Origin of the sequence: Kitasatospora sp. NPDC096147, assembly GCF_044763225.1 — a bacterium.
GTDB lineage: Bacteria > Actinomycetota > Actinomycetes > Streptomycetales > Streptomycetaceae > Kitasatospora.
Window position 1 is genome coordinate 1 of the sequence record NZ_JBIWFX010000015.1, and the last position, 24605, is coordinate 24605.

Sequence of the window (24605 nt, forward strand, 5' to 3'; positions counted from 1 at the left end):
TCGACTTGCATGTGTTAAGCACGCCGCCAGCGTTCGTCCTGAGCCAGGATCAAACTCTCCGTGAATGTCTGCAGGTCATCCTGCAACCACCCGCGTTGAGCGGCACAGCAACCACCGGAATAGGGCGGCCCTGCGCACTGCGTCCTCGCTAGTGTTTTACTTCAAAAGGAATCTCCAACCCCACCAAACGGTGAGGCCGGGGATGTCAACATATCTGGCGTTGACTTTTGGCACGCTGTTGAGTTCTCAAGGAACGGTGGCTTCCTTTGGTCTGCCTTCCGGCAGGCCCTCCGGGCGCTTCGTTCGTTCCACCAGCTTAGCAGATCCGTTTACCAGGTTTTCACCAAGTTTTTGCGGTTCCGACATCCGGTGTTCATCACCGTCTCGCGGCGACTCGACAAACCATAGCCCTTCGCCGCCGGAGCGCCTAATCGGGGCGCACGCCCGGTCACCCGTTCGGCCTGCCGGCCGCAGTTCACACCCCTCTATGCACCCCAGTTGGCGCGATCGTCCCGGCTCACCCGGATGGCGTAGAGTTCGGCGCATCAGCCAAGAGGACTAGACCACTTGAGCAGCCCGAAGCCCCTGCCAGCAGGGGTTGCACGGCGCGCGAGGTGCGGATGTGCGCCGACCGGGCGGGATCGACACCTGCGAACCGCCCTGGGTGCCACTTGCGAAATGTCCGTAGTTGGCATGATTTAGGCTTCAGAACGATCACACCGCCGCTGCCCTGCGGCGGCTCGCTGTGCCCCGTATCTGGGAGGACCCACCATGACCACTGTGACCTCGCCGCTGGCCGGTCGCGCCGTCGGGCTCGCGAACGTGCCCGACCCCGTCTTCGCCGGGGCCATGGTGGGCCCCGGTACCGCCATCGACCCGGTCCGTGAGCTCACCGACGCGGTGGCCCCGGTGGACGGCGTCGTCGTGTCGATGCACCCGCACGCCTTCGTGGTGGTGGACGCGGACGGGCACGGGGTACTGACCCACCTGGGCATCGACACCGTGCAGCTCAACGGCGAGGGCTTCGAGCTGCTGGTGAACAAGGGCGACACCGTCACCCGCGGCCAGGCCGTCATCCGCTGGAACCCGGCCGAGGTCGAGAAGGCCGGCAAGTCGCCGATCTCCCCGATCGTGGCGCTCGAGGCCGCGCCGGACGCGCTGGCCGGGGTGGCCGAGAGCGGGGACGTCGCCGGTGGCGACGCGCTCTTCACCTGGAACTAGCACCACCGAGAAGTCGTCAGACCGCCGGGCCGCCGTCCCACTCCCCCCGACCGAGTGGGAACGGCCCGGCACGTACCCGGCCCCGGCCGTGACCCCACGTCCGGACGGCGGGCCCGCACCCGGGTGAAAGGAACCCACTCATGGAACAGGCGCTGCGAGGCGTAGGTGTCAGCCACGGTGTCGCGATCGGCCAGGTCCGGCACATGGGCACGGCGGTGCTGGAGCCCCCGGCCACCCAGATCCCGACCGAGGACGCGCCCCGCGAGCAGGAGCGGGCCCAGGCTGCCGTGGACGCCGTCGCGGCGGACCTGATCGCCCGCGGCAACCTGGCCGGCGGTGAGGCGCAGGCCGTGCTGGAGGCCCAGGCGCTGATGGCGCAGGACCCCGAGCTGATGGCCGACGTGAACCGGCGGATCGTGGCCGGTAGCACCGCCGAGCGCGGGGTGTACGACGCCTTCGCGGCCTACCGGGCGCTGCTCGCGGCGGCCGGGGACTACCTGGCGGGCCGGGTGGCCGACCTGGACGACGTGCGGAACCGGATCGTGGCGCGGCTGTTGGGCGTGCCGATGCCGGGCGTGCCGGACAGCGACGAGCCGTACGTGCTGTTCGCCCGGGACCTGGCGCCTGCCGACACGGCGCTGCTGGACCCGACGCTGGTGCTGGGCTTCGTGACCGAGGAGGGCGGGCCGACCAGCCACAGCGCCATCCTGGCCCGGGCCATGGGCGTGCCGGCCGTGGTCGCGCTGGCCGGGGCGACCGACCTGGCGGAGGGCGTCATCGCCGCCGTGGACGGGTCCACCGGTGAGGTGCTGATCGACCCGAGCGAGGAGAAGCAGGCCGCGCTGCGGGCCGCCGACGCCGAGCGGAAGGCCGCGCTGGCCGCCTCCTCCGGCCCGGGGCAGACCTCGGACGGGCACCGGGTGCCGCTGCTGGCGAACGTCGGTGGTCCGGGTGACCTGCCGGCCGCGCTGGAGGCGGGCGCCGAGGGCGTCGGGCTGTTCCGTACCGAGTTCCTGTTCCTCGACGACTCGGCGAAGGCGCCGAGCGAGGAGAAGCAGGTCGAGGCGTACCGCAAGGTGCTGGAGGCGTTCCCCGAGGGCCGCGTGGTGGTCCGGGCGCTGGACGCCGGTGCGGACAAGCCGCTGGACTTCCTGACCCCGGCGGACGAACCGAACCCGGCGCTGGGCGTGCGCGGTCTGCGCACCCTGCTGGAGAACCCCGAGGTGATGCAGACCCAGCTGCGCGCCCTGGCCAGGGCCGCCGAGGGCCTGCCGGTCCACCTCGAGGTGATGGCCCCGATGGTGGCCGACCGGATCGACGCCAAGGCGTTCGCGGACGCCTGCCGGGAGGCCGGGCTGAAGGCGAAGTTCGGCGCCATGGTGGAGATCCCGTCCGCCGCGCTGCGGGCCCGCTCGATCCTCCAGGAGGTCGAGTTCCTCTCGCTGGGCACCAACGACCTGGCCCAGTACGCCTTCGCGGCGGACCGTCAGGTCGGCGCGCTGGCCCGGCTCCAGGACCCGTGGCAGCCCGCGCTGCTCGACCTGGTGGCCTTCTCGGCCGATGCGGCCAAGGCCGAGGGCAAGAGCTGCGGCGTCTGCGGCGAGGCGGCCTCCGACCCGCTGCTGGCCTGCGTGCTGACCGGCCTGGGCGTCACCAGCCTGTCGATGGGCGCGGCGTCGATCCCGTACGTCCGCTCCACCCTGGCCAAGTACACGCTGGAGCAGTGCCGGCGGGCGGCCGAGGCGGCCCGCGCGGCGGACTCCGCCGAGGAGGCCAAGGCCGCGGCGGCGCGGGTGCTGTCCGGCGAGTAGGGCCGTGGGACGCAGCGGAGCGGTGCTCTCCCCGTGGGGGTGGAGAGCACCGCTCCGCCACGTTTCCTGACGGCTGGTCAGCCCCTGCGCTCCTGGCCGAGCCGCTCGAAGAAGCGCAGGTGGTCGAGGTTGTCGACGGAGCCGGGGTTGACGGCCCGGTCCAGCGGGGTGCCCGCCAGCAGGCGCTTGACCGGGACCTCGATCCGCTTGCCGGTGAGGGTGTGCGGCAGGCCCTCGACCGCGATCACCTCGTCGGGGACGTGACGGGGCGACAGTTCGGTGCGCAGCGAGGTGCGGATGCGGCCGATCAGGGCGTCGTCGAGGGCGGCGCCGGGGGCGAGGACGACGAAGAGCGGCATCCAGTAGCCGCCGTTCTCCTCCTCCAGGCCGATCACCAGGGACTCGCGGATCTCGGGGAGCCGCTCGACCACCTCGTAGATGTCCGAGGAGCCCATCCGGACGCCCTGCCGGTTGAGGGTGGAGTCGGAGCGGCCGTGGATCACCACGGTGCCGCGCGAGGTGGCGGTGATCCAGTCGCCGTGCCGCCAGATGCCTGGGTAGGTGTCGAAGTAGCTGTCGTGGTACCGGCTGCCGTCCTCGTCCCCCCAGAAGCCGACCGGCATGGACGGGATGGGCTTGGTGACGACCAGCTCGCCGACCGCGTCGGTGAGCGGCTTGCCCTGGACGTCCCAGGCCTGGACCTCGGCGCCCAGGCAGGGGGCCTGGATCTCGCCGAGGTACACCGGGAGGGTGGGGACGCCGCCGACGAAGCAGGAGCAGACGTCGGTGCCGCCGCTGACGGAGGCGAGCCAGACGTCCGGCTTGACCTCGTCGTAGATCCACTGGAAGCCGTCGGGCGGCAGCGGGGAGCCGGTGGTGCCCAGGCAGCGGACGGCGGACAGGTCGAGGTCGCGGCCGGGGTGGAGCTCGGCCTTGCGGCTGGCGATCACGTAGGCGGCGGAGGTGCCGAGCACGGTCGCCCGGGTGCGGGCGGCGACGGACCAGAAGGCGCCGGTGTCGGGGTGGCCGGGGCTGCCGTCGTAGGTGACCACGGTGGAGCCGACCAGCAGGCCGGCCACCAGGAAGTTCCACATCATCCAGCCGGTGGAGGTGTACCAGAGGAAGCGGTCCGAGGGCCCGAGGTCGAGGTGCAGGCCGGCCTGCTTGAGGTGCTCGACCAGGATGCCGCCCTGGCCCTGCACGATGGCCTTGGGCAGGCCGGTGGTGCCGGAGGAGTAGAGCACCCAGAGCGGGTGGTCGAAGGGCACCTGCTCGAAGACCGGCTCGGCCTGACCGGCCGTCAGCTCGGCCCAGTCGAGCGCGCCCTCGGGGGCGGCGGTGCCGAGCAGCGGGACGTGCACCACGGTGTGCAGCGAGGGCAGCTCGCGGCGGAGCTCGGCGACCACCTCGGAGCGGTCGTGGTCCTTGCCGCCGTAGTGGTAGCCGTCGACGGTGATCAGCGCGACGGGGGCCAGCTGCTGGAAGCGGTCGAGCACGCTGCGGGCGCCGAAGTCGGGGGCGCAGCTGGTCCAGACGGCGCCGACTGCGGCGGACGCGAGCAGGGCGACGACGGCCTGCGGGATGTTGGGCAGGTAGCCGGCCACCCGGTCGCCGGGGGCGATGCCACGCTCGCGCAGGGCGGCGGCCAGCGCGGCGACCTGGCGGCGGAGCTCGGCCCAGCTGACCGGGACGGGCTCGGCGGTCTGCTCGTCCAGGTGCAGGATGGCGGGCTTGCCGGCGTGCTCGGCGCTCTCGCCGTGGCGCAGCACGTGCTCGGCGTAGTTCAGCCGGGCGCCGGGGAACCACTCGGCGCCGGGCATCGCGTCCGAGCCGAGCACGGCGGTGGGCGGGGTGGAGAACCGGACGTCGTACCACTCGGTGACGGCCCGCCAGAAGCGCGGCAGGTCCTCGGTGGACCAGGCGTGCAGCGCGGCGTACCGGGCGGCGGCCTCGTCGTCGCCCGTCACCGGGGCGAGCGGGGCGGCCGGGGCGCCGTGCTGCTCGGCGGCCCAGCGCTGGAAGGCGACGATCTGGGTTTCGGCGGCGCGAGCGGGGTCGGGCCGCCAGAGGGGCTGGTCCTGGTGTGGGGTGCTCACGGTGGTGTACTCCCGGCCGGGCAGGGGACGGAGCGCCTCGTTGCGCCCGTCCGAGTGGCGCTGACGGCTGGACTCTGCCACGTGATCGTGATCGGCGCCAGGGTGGGCCGGAGCCTTCGCCACCTCGGACGTTCCGGTCGCCGGGCCGGTCAGGAGGGCCGGGCCTAGCATCGTGGGTATGGGAGAGCGAACTTTCGCGCCCTACGCGCCGCAGCTCCTCCTGGAGACCGACGGCGACTCGCAGCTGATGAGCCCGGGTCGCGAGTACCACGTCGGGCGTGATCCCGCCGGGGAGGTCGTGTTCAGCGATCCCCGGGTCTCCTGGCATCACGCGGTCCTCCACGTGGACGGCGACCACTGGGCGCTCGACGACACCGGCTCGACCAACGGGACCTGGGTATCCGGGGAGCGGGTCGGCCACCTCGATCTGACACCGGGCAGCACGCTGCGCTTCGGCAGTCCGCAGGACGGCCCGTACGCGACGCTGGCCGCGCTGCCGGAGCCGACCAGGACGGTGCGGGCCCCGTCCGCGCTGACCAGGCTCACCGGCTCGTACCGACCACCGACCCGGGTGCAGCGGCTGCCCGACCGGGTGGTGCGGATCGGCCGGGCCGAGGACAACGACCTGGTGCTGGACGACCTCTCGGTCTCCCGGCACCACGCCGAGCTGCGGGCCCGGCCGGACGGCGGCTACGAGATCGCCGACGTGGGCAGCCACAACGGGACCTTCCTGAACGGCTCTCCGGTGACGGTGGCGCTGCTCGGGCCGGACGACCTGGTGGGCATCGGGCACTCGGTGTTCTGCCTGGTCGGCGACGAGCTGCAGGAGTTCCTGGACACCGGGGACGTCGACCTGGACGTGGACGGCCTGGTGGTGGAGGTCGCGGGCGGGCGGCGGCTGCTGGACGGGGTGACCTTCCCGGTCGGCCAGAAGTGCCTGCTGGCGGTGGCCGGGCCGAGCGGGGCGGGCAAGTCGACGCTGCTGAACGCGCTGACCGGGCTGCGCCCGGCCGACCACGGCTCGGTCCGCTACGACGGCCGTGACCTCTACCGGGACTACCCGGAGCTGCGCCGCCGGATCGGGCTGGTGCCGCAGGACGACATCCTGCACACCCAGCTGACGGTCCGTCGGGCGCTGCGCTACGCGGCCGAGCTGCGCTTCTCCGGCGACACCACGCCCGAGGAGCGCGCGGCCCGGGTGGAGGAGGTGATCGGGGAGCTGGGGCTGGAGCAGCGGGCGGACCAGGTGATCTCCAGCCTGTCGGGCGGTCAGCGCAAGCGGGTCAGCGTGGCGCTGGAGCTGCTGACCAAGCCTTCGCTGCTGTTCCTGGACGAGCCGACCTCGGGTCTGGACCCGGGGATGGACCGCTCGGTGATGCAGATGCTGCGCGGGCTGGCGGACGACGGCCGGACGGTGGTGGTGGTCACCCACAGCGTGCTCAGCCTGGACCTGTGCGACCGGCTGCTGATGCTCGCGCCCGGCGGGCGGATCGCCTACTACGGGCCGCCCGGGGAGGCGCTGGGCTACTTCGGCTTCGCCCAGTGGCCCGAGGCCTTCGAGGCCTTCGAGGAGGACCGGGCCCGGGACTGGGCCGGCCAGTACCGGGGCTCGGACGCGCACCGCCGCTACATCGCGGACACCATGAGCCGGCCGGTGCGCCCGGCCGCCTCGGCGGCGCTGCCCTCGCCCGCTCCCCCGCCGCAGGGCTGGTGGTCGCAGCTGGGCACGCTGGTGCGCCGGTACGCGACCGCGCTGACGGCGGACCGGACCTTCCTGGCGGTGATGATCGCGCTGCCGTTCGTGATGGGCGCGATGGCCCGGGCACTGGCCGGCAGCCGGCTGGGGCCGGACACGGCGCTGAACGGGCTGCTGATCCTCTGCGTGGGCGGTGTGCTGACGGGCGCGGCCAACGCGGTGCGGGAGCTGGTCAAGGAGCGTTCGATCTACCAGCGGGAGCGAGCCGTCGGGCTCTCCAGATCGGCGTACCTGTGGTCGAAGATCGTGGTGCTCGGGACCATCACGGTGGTGCAGGCGGTGGTGCTGACCCTGGTCGGCCTGGCCGGGGTGCAGCTGCGGCCGCAGGGCGGCGGGGTGCTGATGCCGCCGCTGCTGGAGATCACGCTGGCGGTGGCGCTGCTCTCGTTCACCGCCATGATGCTCGGCCTGGTGGTCTCCGCCCTGGTGAAGAAGGAGGAGGTGACCATGCCGCTGCTGGTGCTGCTGGCGATCGTGCAGGTGGTGTTCTGCGGGGCGCTGCTCCAGCTGAGCGGGGTGCCGGTGCTCGACCAGCTCTCCTGGCTGGTGCCCTCCCGCTGGGCGCTGGCCGCGATGGCCGCCACCGTGGACCTGGGGCAGGTGGTGCCGGGCGAGCTGACGACCGATCCGCTGTTCCGTCATCAGCTGTCCACCTGGCTGGTCGACATGGGGGTGCTGGCGGGCCTGTCGGTGGTGTTCGGCGTGCTGGTGCTCCGGCTGCTGCGGCGGCAGGAGCCGGCCGTGATGCGGGGCTAGGGCGGCCGGGATGGAGGGGTTCCGCAGCACCCACGTGGTGCCCGAGGGCGGACTGCCCAGCTGGGAGGGGCCCGATCCCTCGCACCCGTCGGCCCGGCTGGACGCACTGCTGCCGGTGATGCTGGCCGGCACCAGCGGGGACTGGGCCCGGGTGGTCTGCTCGAACGGCTGGACCTGCTGGGTGGACGGGCGCCTGCTGGTCGCCCTCCCCCAGCGCCCGCCGGCCGCCGGCCGGCCCGCCGTGACGGACGCCGACCCGCGCCCGCTGCTGGCCGAGCTGGCGGCGGCGATCGCCTCCTACCGCGAGCTGCTGGACCGGTACGCGGACGGGCGGCTGAGCCTGGCGGACTTCCGGGCCCGGACGGCCGGGCTGCGGATCGGGGCGGTGCTGGACGGGCCGTCGGCCTGGCTGCTGGACCTGGAGCGGGGCCGCTGGTCGTACTGCGAGGCCGGGCAGCTCCAGCCGTACGCCACCGTCGAGCCCGCCGAGGACGGAGCGGCGCCCAGGTGAACGGGGTGACGCAGGCGGATCTGACCGGGCAGCAGCTCGGCGGGTACCGGCTGGAGAAGATCGTCGGGCGCGGCGGGATGGCGGTGGTCTACCGGGCCGAGGACCTGCGGCTGGGCCGGACGGTGGCGGTCAAGCTGCTGGCCCCGGAGCTGGCCCGCAACGACGTCTTCCGGGAGCGCTTCGCCCGCGAGTCCCGGGCCGCCGCCGCGATCGACCACCCGCACATCGTGCCGGTCTACGAGGCCGGGGACGCGGACGGGGTGCTGTACATCGCGATGCGGTACGTCCGGGGCCGGGACCTGCGGGCGCTGCTGGACCGTCAGGGGCCGCTCACCGTGCGGCAGGCGGTGCGGATCACCGCCCAGGTGGCCTCGGCTCTGGACGCCGCGCATGCGCACCAGCTGGTGCACCGGGACGTGAAGCCGGGGAACGTGCTGGTGGCCGAGGGCACCGACAGCGACCACCCCGAGCACGTCTACCTGACCGACTTCGGGCTCACCAAGAAGTCGCTCTCGCTGACCGGGCTGACCACCGTCGGCCAGTTCGTCGGGACACTGGACTACGTGGCGCCGGAGCAGATCTCCGGGCGGCCGGTGGACGGGCGGTGCGACGTCTACAGCCTGGGGTGCGTGGTCTACGAGGAGCTGACGGGTGCTCCGCCGTTCCGGCGGGAGGACGACCTGGCGCTGCTCTGGGCGCACCTGCACGACGAGGCGCCGTCGGTGCGCGAGCTGCGGCCGGACCTGCCGGTGGGGCTGGACGGGGTGCTGGGGCGGGCACTGGCGAAGGAGCCGGAGCAGCGGTACGGGAGCTGTCTGGAGTTCGTCGCGGCGCTGCGCGCGGCGGACCTCGCGGCGCCGGCCGGGCCGGTGGTGGTGGCGCCGGGGCCGACACCGACGGAGGTGGTGCCGGTGGTGGAGGAGGTACCGGTGCCGCCCGCCTGGGCCTGGCCGGTGTTCGTCCCGGAGGGCTGACAGGCCGTCGGCTCACGGTGCGCGGTGGGCGGCGAGGCCGCCGAGCAGGCCGGCCAACGCACCCCAGAGGGCGGCCAGCCCGACGGTGCGCAGCAGGTCCGGGATGAGCGAGACGCCGCCCCCGGCGGCGTCGAAGCCCAGCAGCGAGAGGCCGAGGGCGGCGGAGATCCGGGTGACCAGGCCGAGCAGCAGGACGGCCACCGCGAGGGCGGCGGCCAGGTGGGCAGCGTACTGCCAGGGGCGGGCGGCCGGAGTGGTGTGCCGGGCGGCGCCGTAACCGGCCAGCAGGATCGTCACGGCGGCGAGCAGCCAGGCGCGGCCGTCCTGGGCGGCGAGGGTGGAGAGGTCGAGGGTGGCCTGCCGGTCGGCGGGCACCCGGAGCACCTCGGCGAGCGCGGGCGGCATCGGGAGGCCGATGTCGGTGGGGGCCGAGCCGTGCCAGGAGCCGCCGAGGCCGATGCCGAGCGCGAGCCAGGCGAGGTTGGGCAGGGCGAGGGCGATCACGGCGAAGGTGGTGGCGGGCCGGCCCGAGACGGCTGCGGTGACCAGGCCGGCGACCAGGGCGATCACGACGTAGAGCAGCAGCAGCATCAGCACGGCGTGGGCGGCGGGCTGGACGGCGGCGCGGTGGCGGAGCAGCGCGGGCGGCAGGGGTGCGCGGCGGGAGGCCAGCAGGGTGAGCAGCAGGACCCCGGCCAGCCAGAGCAGGCCGATGCCGAGGGTCGGGAGGAGGCCGAGCCGGAAGCCCACCACCGGGCCGGCGCCGAAGGCCGCGCCGAGGTCGTCGAGCAGCGGATCGCCGGTGGGGACGGCGAAGCTGTGCTCGGCGGGGAGGCGCAGCAGGGCGATCAGGACCAGCCAGAAGAGGGCGGTCCGGCCCGCCCGGGCGGCGAGTTCGGCGGGGGTGGTGACGGCCCGCAGGCGCAGCGGGCGGAGGAAGAGGTACCCGGCGGTGAGCGCGCCGAGCAGGGTGACGGAGAGCGGCATGGCCTCCAGGCCGCCCTGGGCCTCGGCGACGAAGGCGGCCGTGCCGTTGAGCTCGACCGGGACGCCGAGGGCCATCAGCACGGTGGCGGCGACCACGGCCGGGAAAGCGCCCGAGGGGAGCGCGTCGGCGCCGGCCAGCCGGAGGCCGAGGGCGGCCAGGGCTGCCATCAGGAGCAACGGGACGAGGGCGGTGAGCAGGGCCTCGCCCCAGGGCCGCAGGAGGGGAACGGCGCCGCGCGGCGGACCGGCCTGGGCTGACACGGCGGACATGGCGGCTCCCGGGGCGGGCGGTTCCTGGACCCCTCCAGCTTCGGCCGGGCCGGGACGGTCGGCGAGCGGTGCGGCGCGGTCGGCGCCGGTCGGGGGCCGGGCGGGGGCCAGTGGGCGCTGCCACCGGGGCGGAGTCGGCGGGACACCACGGGGACGGGCTTCTGCCGGTGGGCCGCCCCGGCCCGCCGACCGACGGAGCCCGGAGGGACCGGACCGGGGACCTGATCGGGGAGCCGAGGGCGGCCGGACGGCAACCGCTGACCCACCTGCCCGCCGCCGGCGGACCTGATCCCGTCCGCCGGCGCCACCGAGGCGGCCGACCGGGGGTGGAGCGGGCGCCCGAGCCGGTGGGCCGCTGGTCCGACGGCCCGGGCGGGCACCGGTGGGGAGGGCGGTGCACCGGGTCCGCAACGGCCGGACGGCACTAGATCACCTGCTCACCCGCCTGCCCACCGACAGCAGACCCGATCCCGTCCGGCGGCGTCACCGGAGCCGCCGGACGGGCGGTGGAGCGGGGGAGCCCGGGCGGCCTCGACCTGGCGGAGGACTGACGCGCCGTCGGCTCACGTCGCCACCGCGGTGTGATCCGGGCGGTGTCATCCGGGCGGGGGCGGTCGGCGAGACGTCCGGGGTGGGCGGGTCGAGAATGAGCGGCGGGGGCAGGCAGCACCGCAGCCCATGGAGGCAGGTCGTGAACTCCCAACCGCCGTCCGAGCCCACCGGCCCGTACCAGGGGCCGCCGTCGGGTGGCGGCGGCCCGTACTCCGGTCCGCCGTCGGGCGGGAGCGGCCCGTCGCCGACCGAGCCGGCCATGCCCCGGCCGTCCGGCGGGGCGCCGGAGCCGCCGAGCGGGCCCGTGTCGGGGCCGTCCTCCGGCGGGGTGGTGGCGGGGCCGCCGTCCGGGCCGCTGTCGGGGCCGAACGGCGGGCCGCCGCCGGCTGACGGCGGGTCAGGCAGCGGATCCGGCGGTGGATCTGGCGGTGGATCAGGTGGCGGGTCGGGCGGCGAGCCGCCGAGCGGGGGCGGGCGGCAACTGGTGCCGGCCGGGGGCAGCGGCGGTCGTCGGCCCTGGTGGCGGGGGCCGAAGGGGCTGGCACTGGTGGCCGTGGCGGCGGGGGCGGCGGTACTCACGGTGGTGCTGACCAACGGGGGCGGCAAGGACACCAAGACCGAGGCCGCGCCGCAGGTGGCGCTCCAGCCCGTGGCGGCGCAGGGGCCGGACCCGTTCACCGGGTCGGTGGCGGTGGCGTCGGTGTCCGACAGCGCGACCGCGTCCGGTGCGGCGAGCGCCTCCGGGTCGGCGGGCGGCCGGACGGTGACCGGCTCGGACCCGGGGCTCTACGGGGGCAGCCGGCAGACCGCCAGCTGTGACGTGCCGAAGCTGTCGGCCTTCCTGACGACCGATCAGGCCAAGGGCCGGGCCTGGGCCGGGGTGCTGGGCATCGACCCGGCCACCATCGACTCCTACCTGCGCTCGCTCACCCCGGTGGTGCTGCGCTCGGACACCCGGGTGACCAACCACGGCTTCGCGAACGGCGTGGCCACCCCCTACCAGTCGGTGTTGCAGAGCGGGACGGCGGTGCTGATCGACGGACGCGGGCTGCCCCGGGTGCGGTGCGCCTGTGGGAACCCGCTGCTGGAGCCGACGGCGTCGGCGGTGCCGCCCGCCTACTCGGGCACCCCGTGGCCCGCCTTCAAGCCGCAGGACACCGTGGTGGTGAGCCCGGCGCCGTCGCCGCTGAAGGACGTGACCGTGGTGGACCCGTCGAGCGGGCAGTCGTTCGCGCACGGGGTCGGTTCCCCGTCGGCCTCCGGGTCCGCCTCGGCCTCCGGGTCCGGTTCGAGCTCGGGCAAGGGGTCGGGCTCCGCCTCGCCGGGCTCGAACGCGCCCGCCTCACCGCCCTCGGGCGGGTCCTCGGGCGGGTCCTCGGGCGCACCGTCGGCCGGGGCGTCGTCCGGCCCGGCGCTGCGCAGCGGGGCGGCGTCGCCCTCCGGCGGGCAGAGCAAGGCCCCTGCGGAGAGCCCGGCGCAGAGTCAGGGCGGGCAGCAGAGCCCGGCCCAGCAGCGCAGCGTCGTGCAGAGCCCGGCGGCCGGTCAGTCGTAGGCGCCCTTGAACCACGCCTCGGCGACCTGGGTGTGCAGCGGGAAGGCCAGCCGGGTGGGGGCGGTGAGCAGGTGCCAGCCGTCCGTCTCGTCGGTGGGGACGGACGGCGGCAGGGTGTCGAGGGCTCGCGGCGGGAAGAGCGCGAAGAGCATCAGGAAGGCGCCCCGGTCGTCACTGCCGGTGTCGGCGAGGCGGGCCTGGGCCGGGTCGACCTCCAGGCCGGCTTCCTCGCGGAGCTCGCGGGCGGCGCCGCGCTGCCAGTTCTCGCCGTAGTCGATGTATCCGCCGGGCAGGGCCAGTTCGCCGTATCCGGGCTCGATGGTGCGGCGGATGGCGAGCAGGGCGCGGGAGCCGTCCGGCTGCTCGACCGGCTGGAGCGCGACGGCGACCGGGAGCGGGTTGCGGTAGCTGATCTCACTGCAGCCCGGGCAGGTGCGCGGCCAGGTGGTGGTGGCGGGGGCGTACGGGGTGCCGCACCAGTGGCAGTGGGTGAAGGGGCCTGTCATGGCTGGATGCTAGTCGGAGCGGGTGACGGTGCGTCAGTGTCTTGCGGGACGGACCGGGCGTACGGAACGGATCTTGCGCGTTGTACCGTGCGCTGGTCGGCGTACGGAGGGTGTGAGGGCAGTGACGAGGACGTTCGCGCAGGCACTGGCGGCGGGGCCGCTGGTGCTGGACGGTGGGCTGTCGAACCAGCTGGCGGACGCGGGGCACGACCTCTCGGACGAGCTCTGGTCGGCCCGGCTGCTGACCGACGACCCGGCGGCGCTGACCACGGCGCACCGGGCGTACGTGGACGCCGGGGCGCAGGTGGTGATCACCTCCAGCTACCAGGCGAGCTTCGAGGGCTTCGCGGAGCGGGGCGTGGCGGCGCCGGAGGCGGCCCGGCTGCTCGGGGAGAGCGTGGCGCTGGCCCGGGCGGCCGGGCCGGCCTGGGTGGCGGCCTCGGTGGGGCCGTACGGGGCGGTGCTGGCGGACGGGTCGGAGTACCGGGGGCGGTACGGGTTGACGGTCGGTCAGCTGGTGGACTTCCACGGGCCGAGGATCGAGGCGCTGGCGGCGGCCGGGCCGGACGTGCTGGCGGTGGAGACGGTGCCGGACGCCGACGAGGCGGAGGCGGTGCTGCGGGTGCTGGCCGGCCTGGGGGTGCCGGCCTGGCTGTCGTTCAGCGTCGACGGGGAGCGGACCCGGGCCGGGCAGCCACTGGCGGAGGCGGCGGCCCTGGCCGCCGGGGTGCCCGGGGTGCTCGCGGTCGGGGTGAACTGCTGCTCGCCCGGGGACGCCGACCGGGCGGTGGCGGTGGTCGCGGCGGCGGCCGGGAAGCCGGTGGTGGTGTACCCGAACAGCGGTGAGGACTGGGACGCCGGGGCACGGGACTGGCGGGGCGGCTCGACCTTCGTGCCCGAGCGCGTGGCGCAGTGGCTGGCGGACGGGGCCCGGCTGGTGGGAGGGTGCTGCCGGGTCGGCCCGGCGGAGATCGCGGCGCTCGCCCGGGTGGTGCGGGAGCGGACGTGACCGACGGAACTGACAGTCGCTGACGGAGGACGTGCGCGTCCGGCCGTCGGCCTGGCAGACTCGGGTCGATACCACTGCGGTCGACAATGTCGACCGCCTGTCAGCGGAGGTACACATGCCAGGGCCGATCCAGTCGCTCTCCCGGGCCGCCGCCATCATGCGGCTGCTGGCCGGTGGCGAACGGCGGCTGGGCCTCTCCGAGGTGGCCACCGCGCTGGACCTGGCCAAGGGCACCGCGCACGGCATCCTGCGCACCCTCCAGATGGAGGGCTTCGTCGAGCAGGATCCGGAGAGCGGCAAGTACCAGCTGGGCGCCGAGCTGCTGCGGCTCGGGCAGAGCTACCTGGACGTGCACGAGCTGCGCGCCAGGGCGCTGGTCTGGGCCGACGACCTGGCCCGGGCCAGCGGGGAGACGGTCTACCTGGGCGTGCTGCACCAGCAGGGCGTGCTGATCGTGCACCACGTGTTCCGGCCGGACGACACCCGGCAGGTGCTGGAGGTGGGCTCGATGCAGCCGCTGCACTCCACCGCGCTGGGCAAGGTGCTGGTGGCCTACGACCCGGTGGCCCGGGGCGAGTTGGGCGACGGCCCGCTGGAGTCGTACACCTCGCGGACCCTGACCGACCTGGCGGACATCGACGCCGAGGCGGCGCTGACCAGGGAGCGCGGCTGGGCCGCGGCGGTGGAGGAGACCTGGGAGGGCGTGGCCTCGATCGGCGCGCTGATCCAGGACCGCCGGCGCAATCCGGTGGGGGCGGTGTGCATCAGCGGGGCGGTGGAGCGGGTCTGCGAGGACGGCTTCGTGAAGCCCTCGCTGGTGGCCTCGGTGCGCAGCGCGGCCCGGGCCATCTCCCGGGACCTGGGTGCCGGGCGTTTCTAGCGGTCACAGCTGACGCTTCGTGAGTTCCCCGCAGGCGCGGGCAGGATGATTCCTGCCCGCGCCTGTGCGTTTTGTCCGCTTTTCCGGTGACATGGGCCCTGATCCCCACCGCACCGGGGGATCACCGTGAGTGATGGATCACAGGTCGGTCACCCGCCCTTGACGCGGGACCGACGACGGGGGGAAGCTTCCGCATGACGGTCGACATTGTCGAACGGTGTCCGGAGCGACCGGAACACCACCCGTCACCGCACGACCCCGGGACGGGAACCGTGCACTCCCCCACCTGCTCCGGTCACGGACGAAGGAGTCCTTTGTGTCCGCGTTCACCAACGGCGACATCTTTGTCGGCGAAACCCTCGGCACCGCCGCCCTGATACTCCTGGGCGGCGGCGTCTGCGCCGCAGTGACCCTGAAGAAGTCCAAGGCCGTCAACGCCGGCTGGCTGGCCATCACCTTCGGCTGGGGCTTCGCGGTGATGATCGCCGCCTACATGTCCGCCCCGAAGTCGGGTGCCCACCTGAACCCCGCCGTGACGCTGGCCATCGCGGCCGACACCGGCGAGTGGGGCAAGGTCCCGCTCTACCTGGGCAGCCAGCTGCTCGGCGCGATCATCGGCGCCGCCCTGGTCTGGGTCACCTACCTGGGCCAGTTCCAGGCGAACGACGCCCCCACCCTGGGCATCTTCGCCACCGGCCCCGAGGTCCGGAACCCGGTGCAGAACCTGCTCACCGAGATCATCGGCACCTTCGTGCTCTGCCTGGCCATCCTGACCCAGGGCCTGACCAAGGGCCTCGGCCTCTCCGGCACCGGCATCCTGATCGTGGCCTTCACCGTGGTCGGCATCGGCCTCTCGCTGGGCGGCCCGACCGGCTACGCGATCAACCCGGCCCGTGACCTGGGCCCGCGCATCGTGCACAGCCTGCTGCCCATCCCCCACAAGGGCGGCTCCGACTGGTCCTACGCCTGGGTGCCGGTGGCCGGCCCCGTCATCGGCGGTCTGCTGGCCGGCGGCTTCTACCACCTGGCGTTCTGACAGCCTGTTGGTTTGCCCCACTCCCGAGCACGGGGACTGACCACTCGTCAGTCCGATCTTCCCGAACCCCCATTCGAGCCGAGGACCCTCCATGACCTCCACTGGCAACTACGTCGCCGCGATCGACCAGGGCACCACGTCCAGCCGCTGCATCATCTTCGGCGCGGACGGCCGGATCGTCGCCGTCGACCAGCAGGAGCACAGCCAGATCTTCCCGCAGCCCGGCTACGTCGAGCACGACGCCGCCGAGATCTGGACCCGGGTGCAGTCCGTGGTCCGGGGCGCGCTGGAGAAGGCCGGACTGACCAAGGACGACATCCGCGCCATCGGCATCACCAACCAGCGCGAGACCACCGTGCTGTGGGACCGGCACACCGGCGAGCCGGTGCACAACGCGCTGGTCTGGCAGGACACCCGCACCGAGGCGCTCTGCCGCGAGCTCGGCCGCAACGTCGGCCAGGACCGCTTCCGCCGCGAGACCGGCCTCCCGCTGGCCAGCTACTTCGCCGGCCCGAAGATCCGCTGGCTGCTGGACAACGTCGAGGGCCTGCGCGAGCGCGCCGAGGCCGGGGACATCCTGTTCGGCACCATGGACACCTGGGTGATCTGGAACCTCACCGGCGGCGTCAACGGCGGCAAGCACGTCACCGACGTGACCAACGCCAGCCGCACCATGCTGATGAACCTCTCCACCCTGGCCTGGGACGAGCGGATCGCCGAGTCGATCGGCGTCCCGCTCCAGGTGCTCCCGGAGATCCGCTCCTCCGCCGAGGTCTACGGCCACGCGGTCGGCGACCTGGAGGGCGTGCCGGTCGCCGCCGCGCTCGGCGACCAGCAGGCCGCGCTGTTCGGCCAGACCTGCTTCAACGAGGGCGAGGCCAAGTCCACCTACGGGACCGGCACCTTCCTGCTGCTGAACACCGGCGAGAAGATCGTCAACTCGTACCACGGCCTGCTCACCACGGTCGGCTACCGGATCGGCGACCAGGCCCCGGTCTACGCCCTGGAGGGCTCGATCGCGGTCACCGGCTCGCTGGTGCAGTGGCTCCGCGACCAGCTCGGCATCATCTCCACCGCCGCCGAGATCGAGACCCTGGCCTCGACCGTCGACGACAACGGCGGTGCCTACTTCGTGCCGGCCTTCTCCGGCCTGTTCGCCCCGTACTGGCGCTCCGACGCGCGCGGCGTGATCGCCGGTCTGACCCGGTACGTGACCAAGGGCCACCTGGCCCGCGCCGTGCTGGAGGCCACCGCCTGGCAGACCCGCGAGGTGGTCGACGCCATGCAGAAGGACTCCGGCGTGGAGCTCACCGCCCTCAAGGTGGACGGTGGGATGACCTCCAACAACCTGCTCATGCAGAACATCGCGGACGTCCTGGACGCCCCGGTCGAGCGGCCCTACGTGGCCGAGACCACCGCGCTCGGCGCGGCCTACGCGGCCGGCCTGGCGGTCGGCTTCTGGCCGGACCTGGACACCCTGCGGGCCAACTGGCACCGCGCCGCCGAGTGGACTCCCCGGATGGACGAGGCCACCCGCGAGCGGGAGTACAAGAAGTGGCTCAAGGCCGTGGAGCGCACCATGGGTTGGGTGGAGGAGGACGAGGAGAGCTGACCGTCACGCCGGTCGGGGCCGCTGAGGCCCCGACCGGCCAGCGTCGTTTCTTGACGGCCTCTCAGCAGGAGGCCGCACCGCAGTACTACGAGAGGAGACGCGGCGCCGCCCGCACCGGCACCGCAACACACACCATGGCTTCCATCCCGACCCTGGGCGCCGGCTACACCAACGGCCGTACCGCCTCCCGCGCCGAGGCACGCGAGCTGCTCGGCAAGGCCACCTACGACCTGCTGGTGATCGGCGGCGGCATCCTCGGCACCGCCACCGCCTGGACCGCCGCCCAGTCGGGCCTCAAGGTCGCCATGGTGGACGCGGGCGACTTCGCCGGCGCCACCTCCTCCGCCTCCTCCAAGCTGGTGCACGGCGGCCTGCGCTACCTGCAGACCGGCGCGGTCAAGCTGGTCGCGGAGAACCACAAGGAGCGCCGCGTCCTCTCCACCGACGTGGCCCCGCACCTGGTCAACCCGCTGACCTTCTTCGTCCCCGTCTACAAGGGCGGCCCGCACGGCGCCACCAAGCTCGGCGCCGGCGTCTTCCTCTACTCCGCGCTCTCCGCCTTCCGCGACGGCATGGGGCGGGTCTCCACCGCCGCGCACGCCGCCCAGCAGGTGCCCGCGCTGCGCACCGAGGGCCTGCGCTCGGTCGCCGTCTACGGCGACCACCAGATGAACGACTCCCGGGTCGCCGTGATGACCGTGCGCGCGGCCGTCGAGGCCGGCGCCGTGGTGCTCAACCACGCCGAGGTGACGGGTCTTCGGTTCACCGGCGGCCGGGTGACGGGCGCGGAGCTGAAGGACCGGCTGGACGGCACCGAGTTCGGCGTCAACGCCCGCCTGGTGCTCAACGCCACCGGCCCGTGGGTCGACCACCTGCGCCAGATGGAGGACGCCGGCGCCGCCCCGTCCATCCGCCTGTCCAAGGGCGCCCACGTGGTGGTCAAGCGCCGCACCCCGTGGCGCGCGGCGCTCACCATCCCGATCGACAAGTACCGCGTCTCCTTCGCCATCCCGTGGGAGGACCACGTCCTGCTCGGCACCACCGACGAGGAGTACACCGGCGACCCGCGCGACGTGCGGGCCACCGAGGCCGACATCGACCAGATCATGGGCGAGGCCGGCCACGCGATCCGGGACGAGCACCTGGACCGCGACCTGATCACCTACGCCTTCGCGGGCCTGCGCGTGCTGCCCGGCGGGCCGGGCGACACCGCCGCCGCCAAGCGCGAGACGGTCGTCACCGAGGGCCGGGGCGGCATGCTCTCGGTGGCCGGCGGCAAGTGGACGACGTACCGTCACATCGGCCGCACCGTCCTGGAGAAGCTGGCCCACGTGCCCGGCACCGGCCTGCGCGAGGACATGTCCCCGATCCCGGCCACCGTCCCGCTGCCCGGCGTCGGCACCCCGAACGCCGTCGCCCACCGCCTGCTGGTGGACCGCGAGCCCGGCTCCCGGATGGAGCCGCTGGTGGCCAAGCACCTGGCCTCGCACTACGGCACCCTCTCCTTCGAGATCGCCCACCTGATCGCGGAGAACCCCGAGCTCGGCGAGCCGATCCACGCCGACGGCCCGGACGTCTGGGCCCAGGTCGCGTACGCCGCCGACAACGAGTGGGCGTACACCGCGGACGACGTGCTGCGCCGCCGCACCACCATGACGGTGCGCGGCCTCGACACCCCGGAGATCCGGGCCGAGGTGGACGCCTTCCTGGCGAAGCGCGGGAAGAAGTAGGCAGTAGTCAGGAACGGCCCGCCCCTTGCCACGGGGGGCGGGCCGTCCGGCGTTCACGGGGTGAGGAGCGCCGCGGCGAACCACTCGACGGGCTCGGTGTCCCCACGGGCCACGGCCCAGGCCGCCACCCGCTCCGCGTCGGCCGGGCTCGTGAGCAGTCCCTCGGAGCCGGTCCGCACGCCCAGCTCGGCGACGGCGTCCCGGTGGAGGTCACGGCAGAGCCAGGTGTGCAGGGCACCGAGGTCGTAGCCGACCACCTCCCAGCCGAGCACCGTGCCGCCCTCGGCGGGTGGCCGGGGCGCCTCCAGGGCGGGCAGCAGCACCGGCTCGTACGCGCCCGAGGCCCGGATCTCCGCCGCCAGCCGGGCCGCGCGCCCGGGCGTGACCAGCAGGGCCACCAGCTGCGCCCGGGGCGCGGTGAGGTGGGGCCGCGCGTCCACCGGGTCGGCGAACCAGTGGTCGTCCTCGGGCAGGTGGTCGATCAGGCAGGAGGAGGCCGAGACCAGCGCCTCGCTCGCCGGGAGCCCACTGCCCGTCAGCTTCTCCGGTCGGATCACCAGGTATCCGCCCACGACCAGCCCGTCCGTCATCCGGCCATGATCGCAGCGACGGCCGCAACCCCTGCGGTCAGGGGTTGCGGCCGTCGCAACGGAGCTGGGTGGGGCGCTAGATGATCAGGCTGAGCGGGAGGATCAGGGCGATCGCGGTGACCGAGATCAGGGTCTCCATCACCGACCAGGACTTGAGGGTCTGACCGACCGTCATGCCGAAGTACTCCTTCACCAGCCAGAAGCCCGCGTCGTTCACGTGCGAGAGGAACAGCGAGCCGGCGCCGATGGCCAGCACCAGCAGGGCGGCGTGAGTGGTGGAGAGGTCCGCGGCCAGCGGGGCGACGATGCCGGCGGCGGTGATGGTGGCGACCGTGGCGGAGCCGGTGGCGAGGCGGATCAGCACCGCGATCAGCCAGCCGAGCAGCAGGGCGGAGATGCTCCACTTCGCGGACCAGGAGCTGACCGCGTCGCCGACGCCGACGTCGATCAGGGTCTGCTTGAAGCCGCCGCCCGCGCCGACGATGAAGACGATGCCGGCAATCGGGGCCAGCGACTTCTCCATGGTGGTGGAGATCCGGGCCTTGGTGAAGCCGGCCGCCCGGCCGAGGGTGAGCATCCCGAGCAGGGTGGCGGCGAGCAGCGCGATCAGCGGGGAGCCGACGAAGTCGGCGATCCGCTGGGGCATCGCCTTCGGGTCGTCGATCACCACGTCGGCCAGCGCCTTGCCGAGCATCAGCACCACCGGAAGCAGGATGGTGGCGAGCACGGCGGTGAAGGACGGGGCGCGCTCGGGCTTCTCCTCGGTGGCCGGCGGAGCCGGCGGCAGCTCCAGCGGGCCGACCCAGCGCTCGGCGAAGCGGGCGAACAGCGGCCCGGCCACGATCAGGGTCGGCACCGCGATCAGCAGGCCGAGCGCCAGGGTCACGCCGAGGTCGGCCTTGAGCGCGTCGACCGCGACCAGCGGGCCCGGGTGCGGGGGCACCAGGCCGTGCAGCACGGAGAGGCCGGCCAAGGCCGGGATGCCGAGCCGGATCAGCGGCACGTTCCCGCGCCGGGCGACCAGGATCACGATCGGGATCAGCAGCACCACGCCGACCTCGAAGAACAGCGGCAGCCCGAGCACGGCGGCGATCAGCGCCATCGACCAGGGCAGCATCCGCTTCGAGGAGCGGCGCAGCACGGTGTCGGCGACGATGTCCGCCCCGCCGGAGTCGGCCAGCAGCTTGCCGAGCATCGCGCCGAGGCCGATCAGCAGGCCGACGCTGGCCACCGTGGAGCCGAAGCCGGTGGAGAAGCTGGCCAGCAGCTTGTCGAACGGGGCGCCCGCGACGGCGGCCAGCACGCCGGAGCCGAGGATCAGGGCGAGGAAGGGGTGCAGCTTGAAGCGGGTGATCAGCAGCACGATGACGCCGATGCCGAGCAGCACCGCGAGCAGCAGGACGCCGTCGCTGGAGGTGTGCGGCAGTGGGGCGGCGAGGAGTTGGGTGGTCACGCGAGGTCTCCGTTGAACAGGCGCGGGGTGTGGGGGGTGTGGTCAGGCGGGCTGAGCCGTGATCAGGGCGGCGGCCCGGTCGGCCAGTTCGGCAGGGGTGTGGTCGACGTCCAGGGCGAAGCCCGGCTCGTCCGGCCGGAGCGGTTCGAGCGCGGCGTACTGGGAGTCGAGCAGCGCGGGCGGCATGAAGTGGCCGGTGCGGTCCGCCAACCGGGCCCGGATCAGGGCCTGATCGCCGGTCAGGTGGACGAAGCGGGTGGCCGGGGCCTTGCTGCGCAGGGTGTCGCGGTAGCCGCGCTTGAGCGCGGAGCAGGCCACCACTCCCCCGCCGCCCTCGGCGACCCGGCTGCCGAGCCAGTCGGCCAGCGCGAGCAGCCAGGGCTGCCGGTCGGCGTCGTCGAGCGGGATGCCGGCCGCCATCTTGGCGATGTTGGCCGGCGGGTGGAAGTCGTCGGCCTCCGCGTACGGGAGGCCGAGCCGCTCCGCCAGCAGGCGGGCGACGGTGGTCTTGCCGACGCCCGAGACGCCCATCACCACGAGGGTGGGCGGCTGCCGGTTCTCGACGCTGAGACCCATGGCTGGTGCTCCTTGCTCTGACTCGTCACGACTGACCCTGCCGCAAAGGTATGACTTATTCAAGAGGCGGCAACCCAATCGTCATACATATGTGGCGAAGATATCCTGGCCCGATGGAGATCCAGGGCCTGCCCGGCCGCCTGCTCGCCGACCTCGGCCCGGCCATCGCCTCCGGCGAGATCCCGGAGGGCGCGGTGCTGCGCAGTGAGGAGCTGGAGGCGAAGTACGGGGTGTCCCGGACGGTGGTCCGGGAGGCGGTGCGGATCCTGGAGTCGATGCGGCTGGTGGCGCCCCGGCGCCGGGTCGGCATCACCGTGCAGCCCAAGGCGGGCTGGGACGTCTTCGACCCGCTGGTGATCCGCTGGCGCCTCGCCGGGGCGGACCGCCCCGCGCAGCTCCGCTCCCTGGGCTCGCTGCGGGTCGCGGTGGAGCCGGCCGCCGCCGCACTGGCGGCGGTGCACGCCACCGACGACCACCGGCGCGAACTCGGCGCGCTGGCGGTGGAACTGACGGTCAGTGCGCGGTCCGACCTGTCGGTCTTCCTCCAGCACGACATCGCCTTCCACGCGACGGTGCTGCGGGCCTCGGGCAACGAGATGTTCGCCCACCTGGGCGACACCGTGGGCGCGGTGCTGACCGGCCGCACCGAGCACCAGCTGATGCCGCACCAGCCCGAGCCGTACGCGGTCGCACTGCACCGCGAGGTCGCCGACGCGATCTGCGAGGGGCGCTCCGGGGACGCCGAGACGGCGATGCGCACCATCGTGCAGGGCGCCCTGGACGAGCTGAACGAAGTGCTCGGCTGAGGGCTGTCCCCTGGGTGGGGTCGGCTGCGATACCGTGCGGCTCCGCCGCGTGGGTGGGCATCGTCGAAGGGCCCCCTGGCCGTTGGCGGAGGAGGAGGGCGCGTGCTCCGGCGGCGACCGCCCGGCCACGGCGGGGAGACGACGCCGAGCCGGTGGGCGCTCCGGGAGCGGCCGGGCTCACGGCGCGCTACGGGGCCGCGACCAGCAGGAGGGAGTAGCGGCTCCAGTGCCGGGCGGGGTGGAAGCCGAGGCCGGCCAGGGCGGGGAGGTGGGCCTCGGTGGTGCAGAGCGAGACGGTGGTGCACAGAGCCGGGGCGCGGCGGATGACCTCGGCGGCGAGGGCCCGGGCGACGGCCGGGTGCGGGGCGGCCGGGTCGGCGCAGAGGGTGTCGATCCAGAGGTCGTGCGGGGCGGTGGGCCGGGTCAGGGTGAGCGCGAAGCCGACCGGCGGGCCGTCCTCGGTGAGGGTGGCGAGCAGGCAGGAGTCCCGGCGCAGGCAGGGATCGCGCAGGGTGGTGCCGAGGGCTCCCTGACCGCCCCGGGCCCGGACCTCGCCGACGGTGGCCCGGCGGTGCACCTCGCCCATCCGGGCGGCGTCGCCGGGGCGGAGCGGACGGAACGTCAGGCCCGGCGATGCGGCGGGCAGCGGGCGGACGGGGGCGCTGACCACCACGCGGGGCGCCTCGGAGAACCGCCGGGCGGCCAGCAGGGCGCGCAGCCCGGTGTCGGTGCCGGGGCAGTCCACCACCAGTTCGACCAGGGCCGAGGAGGCGGTGCGGGCGGTGCGGCTCACCGTCCAGTCGAGCAGGGCGGTGCCCACGCCGCGCCGTCGCCAGGGGCCGAGCACCTCCCCGGCCGACTCGACCAGCGCGAAGCCGCCGCCCCAGTCCTGCCGGTTGGCCGCGTACCCGACGATCCGTCCGTCCAGCCGGGCGACCACCGCGTCGCCGTCCGCCAGCGAGCGGGCCAGCACGGCCATCCGCTGGCCGTCCGGGCCCGGTGCCCCGCCCAGGCCGTGGGCCTCCAGCGCCTCGTTGAGCTCGGGGAGCTGATCCGCCGTCAGCGGGTACAGCTCGGTGAGCGGGCGCAGCGCGGTCATCGGGACCTCCGGCGAGGCTCGGCGGTGGACGCGAAAGGCCCCGGCGGAATTCCCGGCGGACCGTCCTGGACGGCCGGCTCCGGGGAATGGCAAGAGATTCTTCCGCTTCACCCGCGAATCGACCGGGAATTCGTCACCTTCGGACGCTCTCCGGAAGTCTTCGCAGTTCGGCGGGCCGGTACCGTCCGGGATCGGCCCGGCAGAAATCGGCCAGGCCTTTCGGAGTTCCCCGAAGTTACTTCCCGCACCGAGAGTCCGTCAACGGTCGCAGCGGTGCCTTCCCGACCACCGGCGGAACGGGCATATGCCGACGGGCTTGCGGAATGCCGCCCACCCCTTGCCGGAAAGGCGGGAATGCACCCGGCCGGGCTGGGCAGGCTGTGGGAGCGGACGCGGTCGTCCGCTGAGCACCCGGAGGTCCCCGTCATGCCAACTGCACGTCGTCGCCGTCTGCCGGACGAGGTGCGGGCCGCCGCCGTACGGGCGTGGATGTCGTTCTCGTTCACCCTGGTCGGCCTGATCGTCGCCGCACTCGCCTCGCTCGCCCGCACCTGGCTGCTGACGCCGGCTCTGATGGCCATGGCGCTGGGGGTGTTCGGCACCGCCTGGAGCCTGTTGGAGATCGTGATCTCCCGTCAGATCGCCGCCCAGCGGATGCGCGGCCCGCACGCCAACTCGCCGATGGCGGGCAGCAAGCAGCGGCGGGGGGGGGGCCCGGGGGGGGGGGCGCGCCCCGGCCGGGGGGGGGGGGGGGCGCGCAGCACGAGGGTGGGGGCGGGGGGTGGGGATCGCGGGCCTAGCCGCGCCGCCCGGGGGGCGGCC

20 protein-coding genes and 1 rRNA gene are annotated in these 24605 nt (G+C 74.0%); 13 read left to right on the forward strand and 8 right to left on the reverse strand.

The window, feature by feature from the left end; genetic code table 11:
* Positions 1-65, reverse strand: a 16S ribosomal RNA gene (locus tag ACIRBX_RS32020); the annotation flags it as partial.
* 706 nt (positions 66-771) lie between these two features.
* On the opposite strand from ACIRBX_RS32020, the gene ACIRBX_RS32025 reads away from it, so the two are divergent.
* Positions 772-1221: a PTS glucose transporter subunit IIA gene (locus ACIRBX_RS32025; protein WP_402302455.1), complete on the forward strand. Its 450-nt coding sequence runs from the start codon at positions 772-774 to the stop codon at positions 1219-1221.
* 140 nt (positions 1222-1361) lie between these two features.
* Positions 1362-3032 carry a phosphoenolpyruvate--protein phosphotransferase gene (ptsP, locus tag ACIRBX_RS32030; protein ID WP_402302457.1) on the forward strand — a complete coding sequence of 557 codons (1671 nt, stop codon included), beginning with the start codon at positions 1362-1364 and terminating at the stop codon, positions 3030-3032.
* A gap of 77 nt (positions 3033-3109) precedes the next feature.
* On the opposite strand, the gene ACIRBX_RS32035 is transcribed toward ptsP, so the two are convergent.
* On the reverse strand, positions 3110-5128 hold the full coding sequence (locus ACIRBX_RS32035) for an acetoacetate--CoA ligase (protein WP_402302769.1): 2019 nt from the start codon (positions 5126-5128) through the stop codon (positions 3110-3112).
* Between the two features lie 178 nt (positions 5129-5306).
* Between ACIRBX_RS32035 and ACIRBX_RS32040 the strand changes: the two genes are divergently transcribed.
* Genes ACIRBX_RS32040 through ACIRBX_RS32050 form a run of 3 tightly spaced genes read left to right on the forward strand, consistent with a single transcriptional unit; the run spans position 5307 to position 9125 of the window.
* Positions 5307-7640 (forward strand): FHA domain-containing protein, encoded by a 2334-nt coding sequence (locus tag ACIRBX_RS32040; protein WP_402302460.1) that lies wholly within the window; start codon positions 5307-5309, stop codon positions 7638-7640.
* A 10-nt stretch (positions 7641-7650) separates the two neighbouring features.
* Entirely contained in the window at positions 7651-8151 is a 501-nt protein-coding gene (locus ACIRBX_RS32045) for a hypothetical protein (RefSeq protein ID WP_402302462.1), read from the forward strand.
* 5 nt (positions 8152-8156) lie between these two features.
* Positions 8157-9125 carry a serine/threonine-protein kinase gene (locus ACIRBX_RS32050; RefSeq protein WP_402302463.1) on the forward strand — a complete coding sequence of 323 codons (969 nt, stop codon included), beginning with the start codon at positions 8157-8159 and terminating at the stop codon, positions 9123-9125.
* A 12-nt stretch (positions 9126-9137) separates the two neighbouring features.
* On the opposite strand, the gene ACIRBX_RS32055 is transcribed toward ACIRBX_RS32050, so the two are convergent.
* The gene (locus ACIRBX_RS32055) at positions 9138-10382 is read right to left on the reverse strand and encodes a streptophobe family protein (RefSeq protein ID WP_402302465.1); all 1245 of its coding nucleotides are present in this window, start codon (positions 10380-10382) and stop codon (positions 9138-9140) included.
* Between the two features lie 1099 nt (positions 10383-11481).
* Here ACIRBX_RS32055 and ACIRBX_RS32060 point away from each other — a divergent pair.
* Positions 11482-12486, forward strand: coding sequence for a DUF6777 domain-containing protein (locus ACIRBX_RS32060; RefSeq protein WP_402302468.1), 1005 nt, complete (start codon positions 11482-11484; stop codon positions 12484-12486).
* On the opposite strand, the gene ACIRBX_RS32065 is transcribed toward ACIRBX_RS32060, so the two are convergent.
* Positions 12477-12992 carry an NUDIX domain-containing protein gene (locus tag ACIRBX_RS32065; protein ID WP_402302470.1) on the reverse strand — a complete coding sequence of 172 codons (516 nt, stop codon included), beginning with the start codon at positions 12990-12992 and terminating at the stop codon, positions 12477-12479. The two genes, ACIRBX_RS32060 and ACIRBX_RS32065, sit on opposite strands and share 10 nt — an antisense overlap.
* Positions 12993-13113: 121 nt before the next feature.
* On the opposite strand from ACIRBX_RS32065, the gene mmuM reads away from it, so the two are divergent.
* The 5 genes from mmuM (at position 13114) to ACIRBX_RS32090 (ending at position 19259) form a co-directional block, all read left to right on the forward strand.
* Positions 13114-14001 (forward strand): homocysteine S-methyltransferase, encoded by an 888-nt coding sequence (mmuM, locus tag ACIRBX_RS32070; protein WP_402302471.1) that lies wholly within the window; start codon positions 13114-13116, stop codon positions 13999-14001.
* A gap of 115 nt (positions 14002-14116) precedes the next feature.
* A complete protein-coding gene (locus tag ACIRBX_RS32075; RefSeq protein ID WP_402302473.1) occupies positions 14117-14881 on the forward strand; it encodes an IclR family transcriptional regulator in 765 nt (254 codons plus the stop codon).
* Positions 14882-15197: 316 nt separating this feature from the next.
* Positions 15198-15917, forward strand: coding sequence for an MIP/aquaporin family protein (locus ACIRBX_RS32080; RefSeq protein WP_402302476.1), 720 nt, complete (start codon positions 15198-15200; stop codon positions 15915-15917).
* Positions 15918-16008: 91 nt separating this feature from the next.
* Positions 16009-17529, forward strand: coding sequence for a glycerol kinase GlpK (gene glpK / locus ACIRBX_RS32085; RefSeq protein WP_402302479.1), 1521 nt, complete (start codon positions 16009-16011; stop codon positions 17527-17529).
* A 134-nt stretch (positions 17530-17663) separates the two neighbouring features.
* Positions 17664-19259: an FAD-dependent oxidoreductase gene (locus ACIRBX_RS32090; protein ID WP_402302771.1), complete on the forward strand. Its 1596-nt coding sequence runs from the start codon at positions 17664-17666 to the stop codon at positions 19257-19259.
* 53 nt (positions 19260-19312) lie between these two features.
* Here the strand turns inward: ACIRBX_RS32090 and ACIRBX_RS32095 are convergent, their stop codons facing one another.
* The 3 genes from ACIRBX_RS32095 to ACIRBX_RS32105 all read right to left on the reverse strand — a co-directional run bounded on the left by ACIRBX_RS32095 (position 19313) and on the right by ACIRBX_RS32105 (position 21878).
* Entirely contained in the window at positions 19313-19849 is a 537-nt protein-coding gene (locus tag ACIRBX_RS32095; RefSeq protein ID WP_402302482.1) for a hypothetical protein, read from the reverse strand.
* A 76-nt stretch (positions 19850-19925) separates the two neighbouring features.
* Positions 19926-21302, reverse strand: coding sequence for a gluconate:H+ symporter (locus ACIRBX_RS32100; RefSeq protein ID WP_402302484.1), 1377 nt, complete (start codon positions 21300-21302; stop codon positions 19926-19928).
* 42 nt (positions 21303-21344) lie between these two features.
* Positions 21345-21878, reverse strand: coding sequence for a gluconokinase (locus tag ACIRBX_RS32105; RefSeq protein WP_402302485.1), 534 nt, complete (start codon positions 21876-21878; stop codon positions 21345-21347).
* 113 nt (positions 21879-21991) lie between these two features.
* Here ACIRBX_RS32105 and ACIRBX_RS32110 point away from each other — a divergent pair, with 113 nt between their 5' ends.
* Entirely contained in the window at positions 21992-22684 is a 693-nt protein-coding gene (locus tag ACIRBX_RS32110) for a FadR/GntR family transcriptional regulator (protein ID WP_402302487.1), read from the forward strand.
* A gap of 187 nt (positions 22685-22871) precedes the next feature.
* On the opposite strand, the gene ACIRBX_RS32115 is transcribed toward ACIRBX_RS32110, so the two are convergent.
* Positions 22872-23783: a GNAT family N-acetyltransferase gene (locus tag ACIRBX_RS32115; protein ID WP_402302490.1), complete on the reverse strand. Its 912-nt coding sequence runs from the start codon at positions 23781-23783 to the stop codon at positions 22872-22874.
* A 426-nt stretch (positions 23784-24209) separates the two neighbouring features.
* Here ACIRBX_RS32115 and ACIRBX_RS32120 point away from each other — a divergent pair.
* On the forward strand, positions 24210-24605 hold a 396-nt coding region (locus ACIRBX_RS32120), incomplete at its 3' end, for a hypothetical protein (protein WP_402302492.1).

What these genes read in the sequence shown, in the direction of transcription:
- ACIRBX_RS32090 (WP_402302771.1), top strand. Translation starts at nt 17,664, where the DNA reads ATGGCTTCCATCCCGACCCTGGGCGCCGGCTACACCAACGGCCGTACC.
- ACIRBX_RS32040 (WP_402302460.1), top strand. Translation starts at nt 5,307, where the DNA reads ATGGGAGAGCGAACTTTCGCGCCCTACGCGCCGCAGCTCCTCCTGGAG.
- ACIRBX_RS32055 (WP_402302465.1), bottom strand. Translation starts at nt 10,382, where the DNA reads ATGTCCGCCGTGTCAGCCCAGGCCGGTCCGCCGCGCGGCGCCGTTCCC.
- glpK (WP_402302479.1), top strand. Translation starts at nt 16,009, where the DNA reads ATGACCTCCACTGGCAACTACGTCGCCGCGATCGACCAGGGCACCACG.
- ACIRBX_RS32110 (WP_402302487.1), top strand. Translation starts at nt 21,992, where the DNA reads ATGGAGATCCAGGGCCTGCCCGGCCGCCTGCTCGCCGACCTCGGCCCG.
- ACIRBX_RS32075 (WP_402302473.1), top strand. Translation starts at nt 14,117, where the DNA reads ATGCCAGGGCCGATCCAGTCGCTCTCCCGGGCCGCCGCCATCATGCGG.
- ACIRBX_RS32025 (WP_402302455.1), top strand. Translation starts at nt 772, where the DNA reads ATGACCACTGTGACCTCGCCGCTGGCCGGTCGCGCCGTCGGGCTCGCG.
- ACIRBX_RS32115 (WP_402302490.1), bottom strand. Translation starts at nt 23,783, where the DNA reads ATGACCGCGCTGCGCCCGCTCACCGAGCTGTACCCGCTGACGGCGGAT.
- ACIRBX_RS32095 (WP_402302482.1), bottom strand. Translation starts at nt 19,849, where the DNA reads ATGACGGACGGGCTGGTCGTGGGCGGATACCTGGTGATCCGACCGGAG.
- ACIRBX_RS32105 (WP_402302485.1), bottom strand. Translation starts at nt 21,878, where the DNA reads ATGGGTCTCAGCGTCGAGAACCGGCAGCCGCCCACCCTCGTGGTGATG.
- ACIRBX_RS32065 (WP_402302470.1), bottom strand. Translation starts at nt 12,992, where the DNA reads ATGACAGGCCCCTTCACCCACTGCCACTGGTGCGGCACCCCGTACGCC.
- ACIRBX_RS32045 (WP_402302462.1), top strand. Translation starts at nt 7,651, where the DNA reads ATGGAGGGGTTCCGCAGCACCCACGTGGTGCCCGAGGGCGGACTGCCC.
- ptsP (WP_402302457.1), top strand. Translation starts at nt 1,362, where the DNA reads ATGGAACAGGCGCTGCGAGGCGTAGGTGTCAGCCACGGTGTCGCGATC.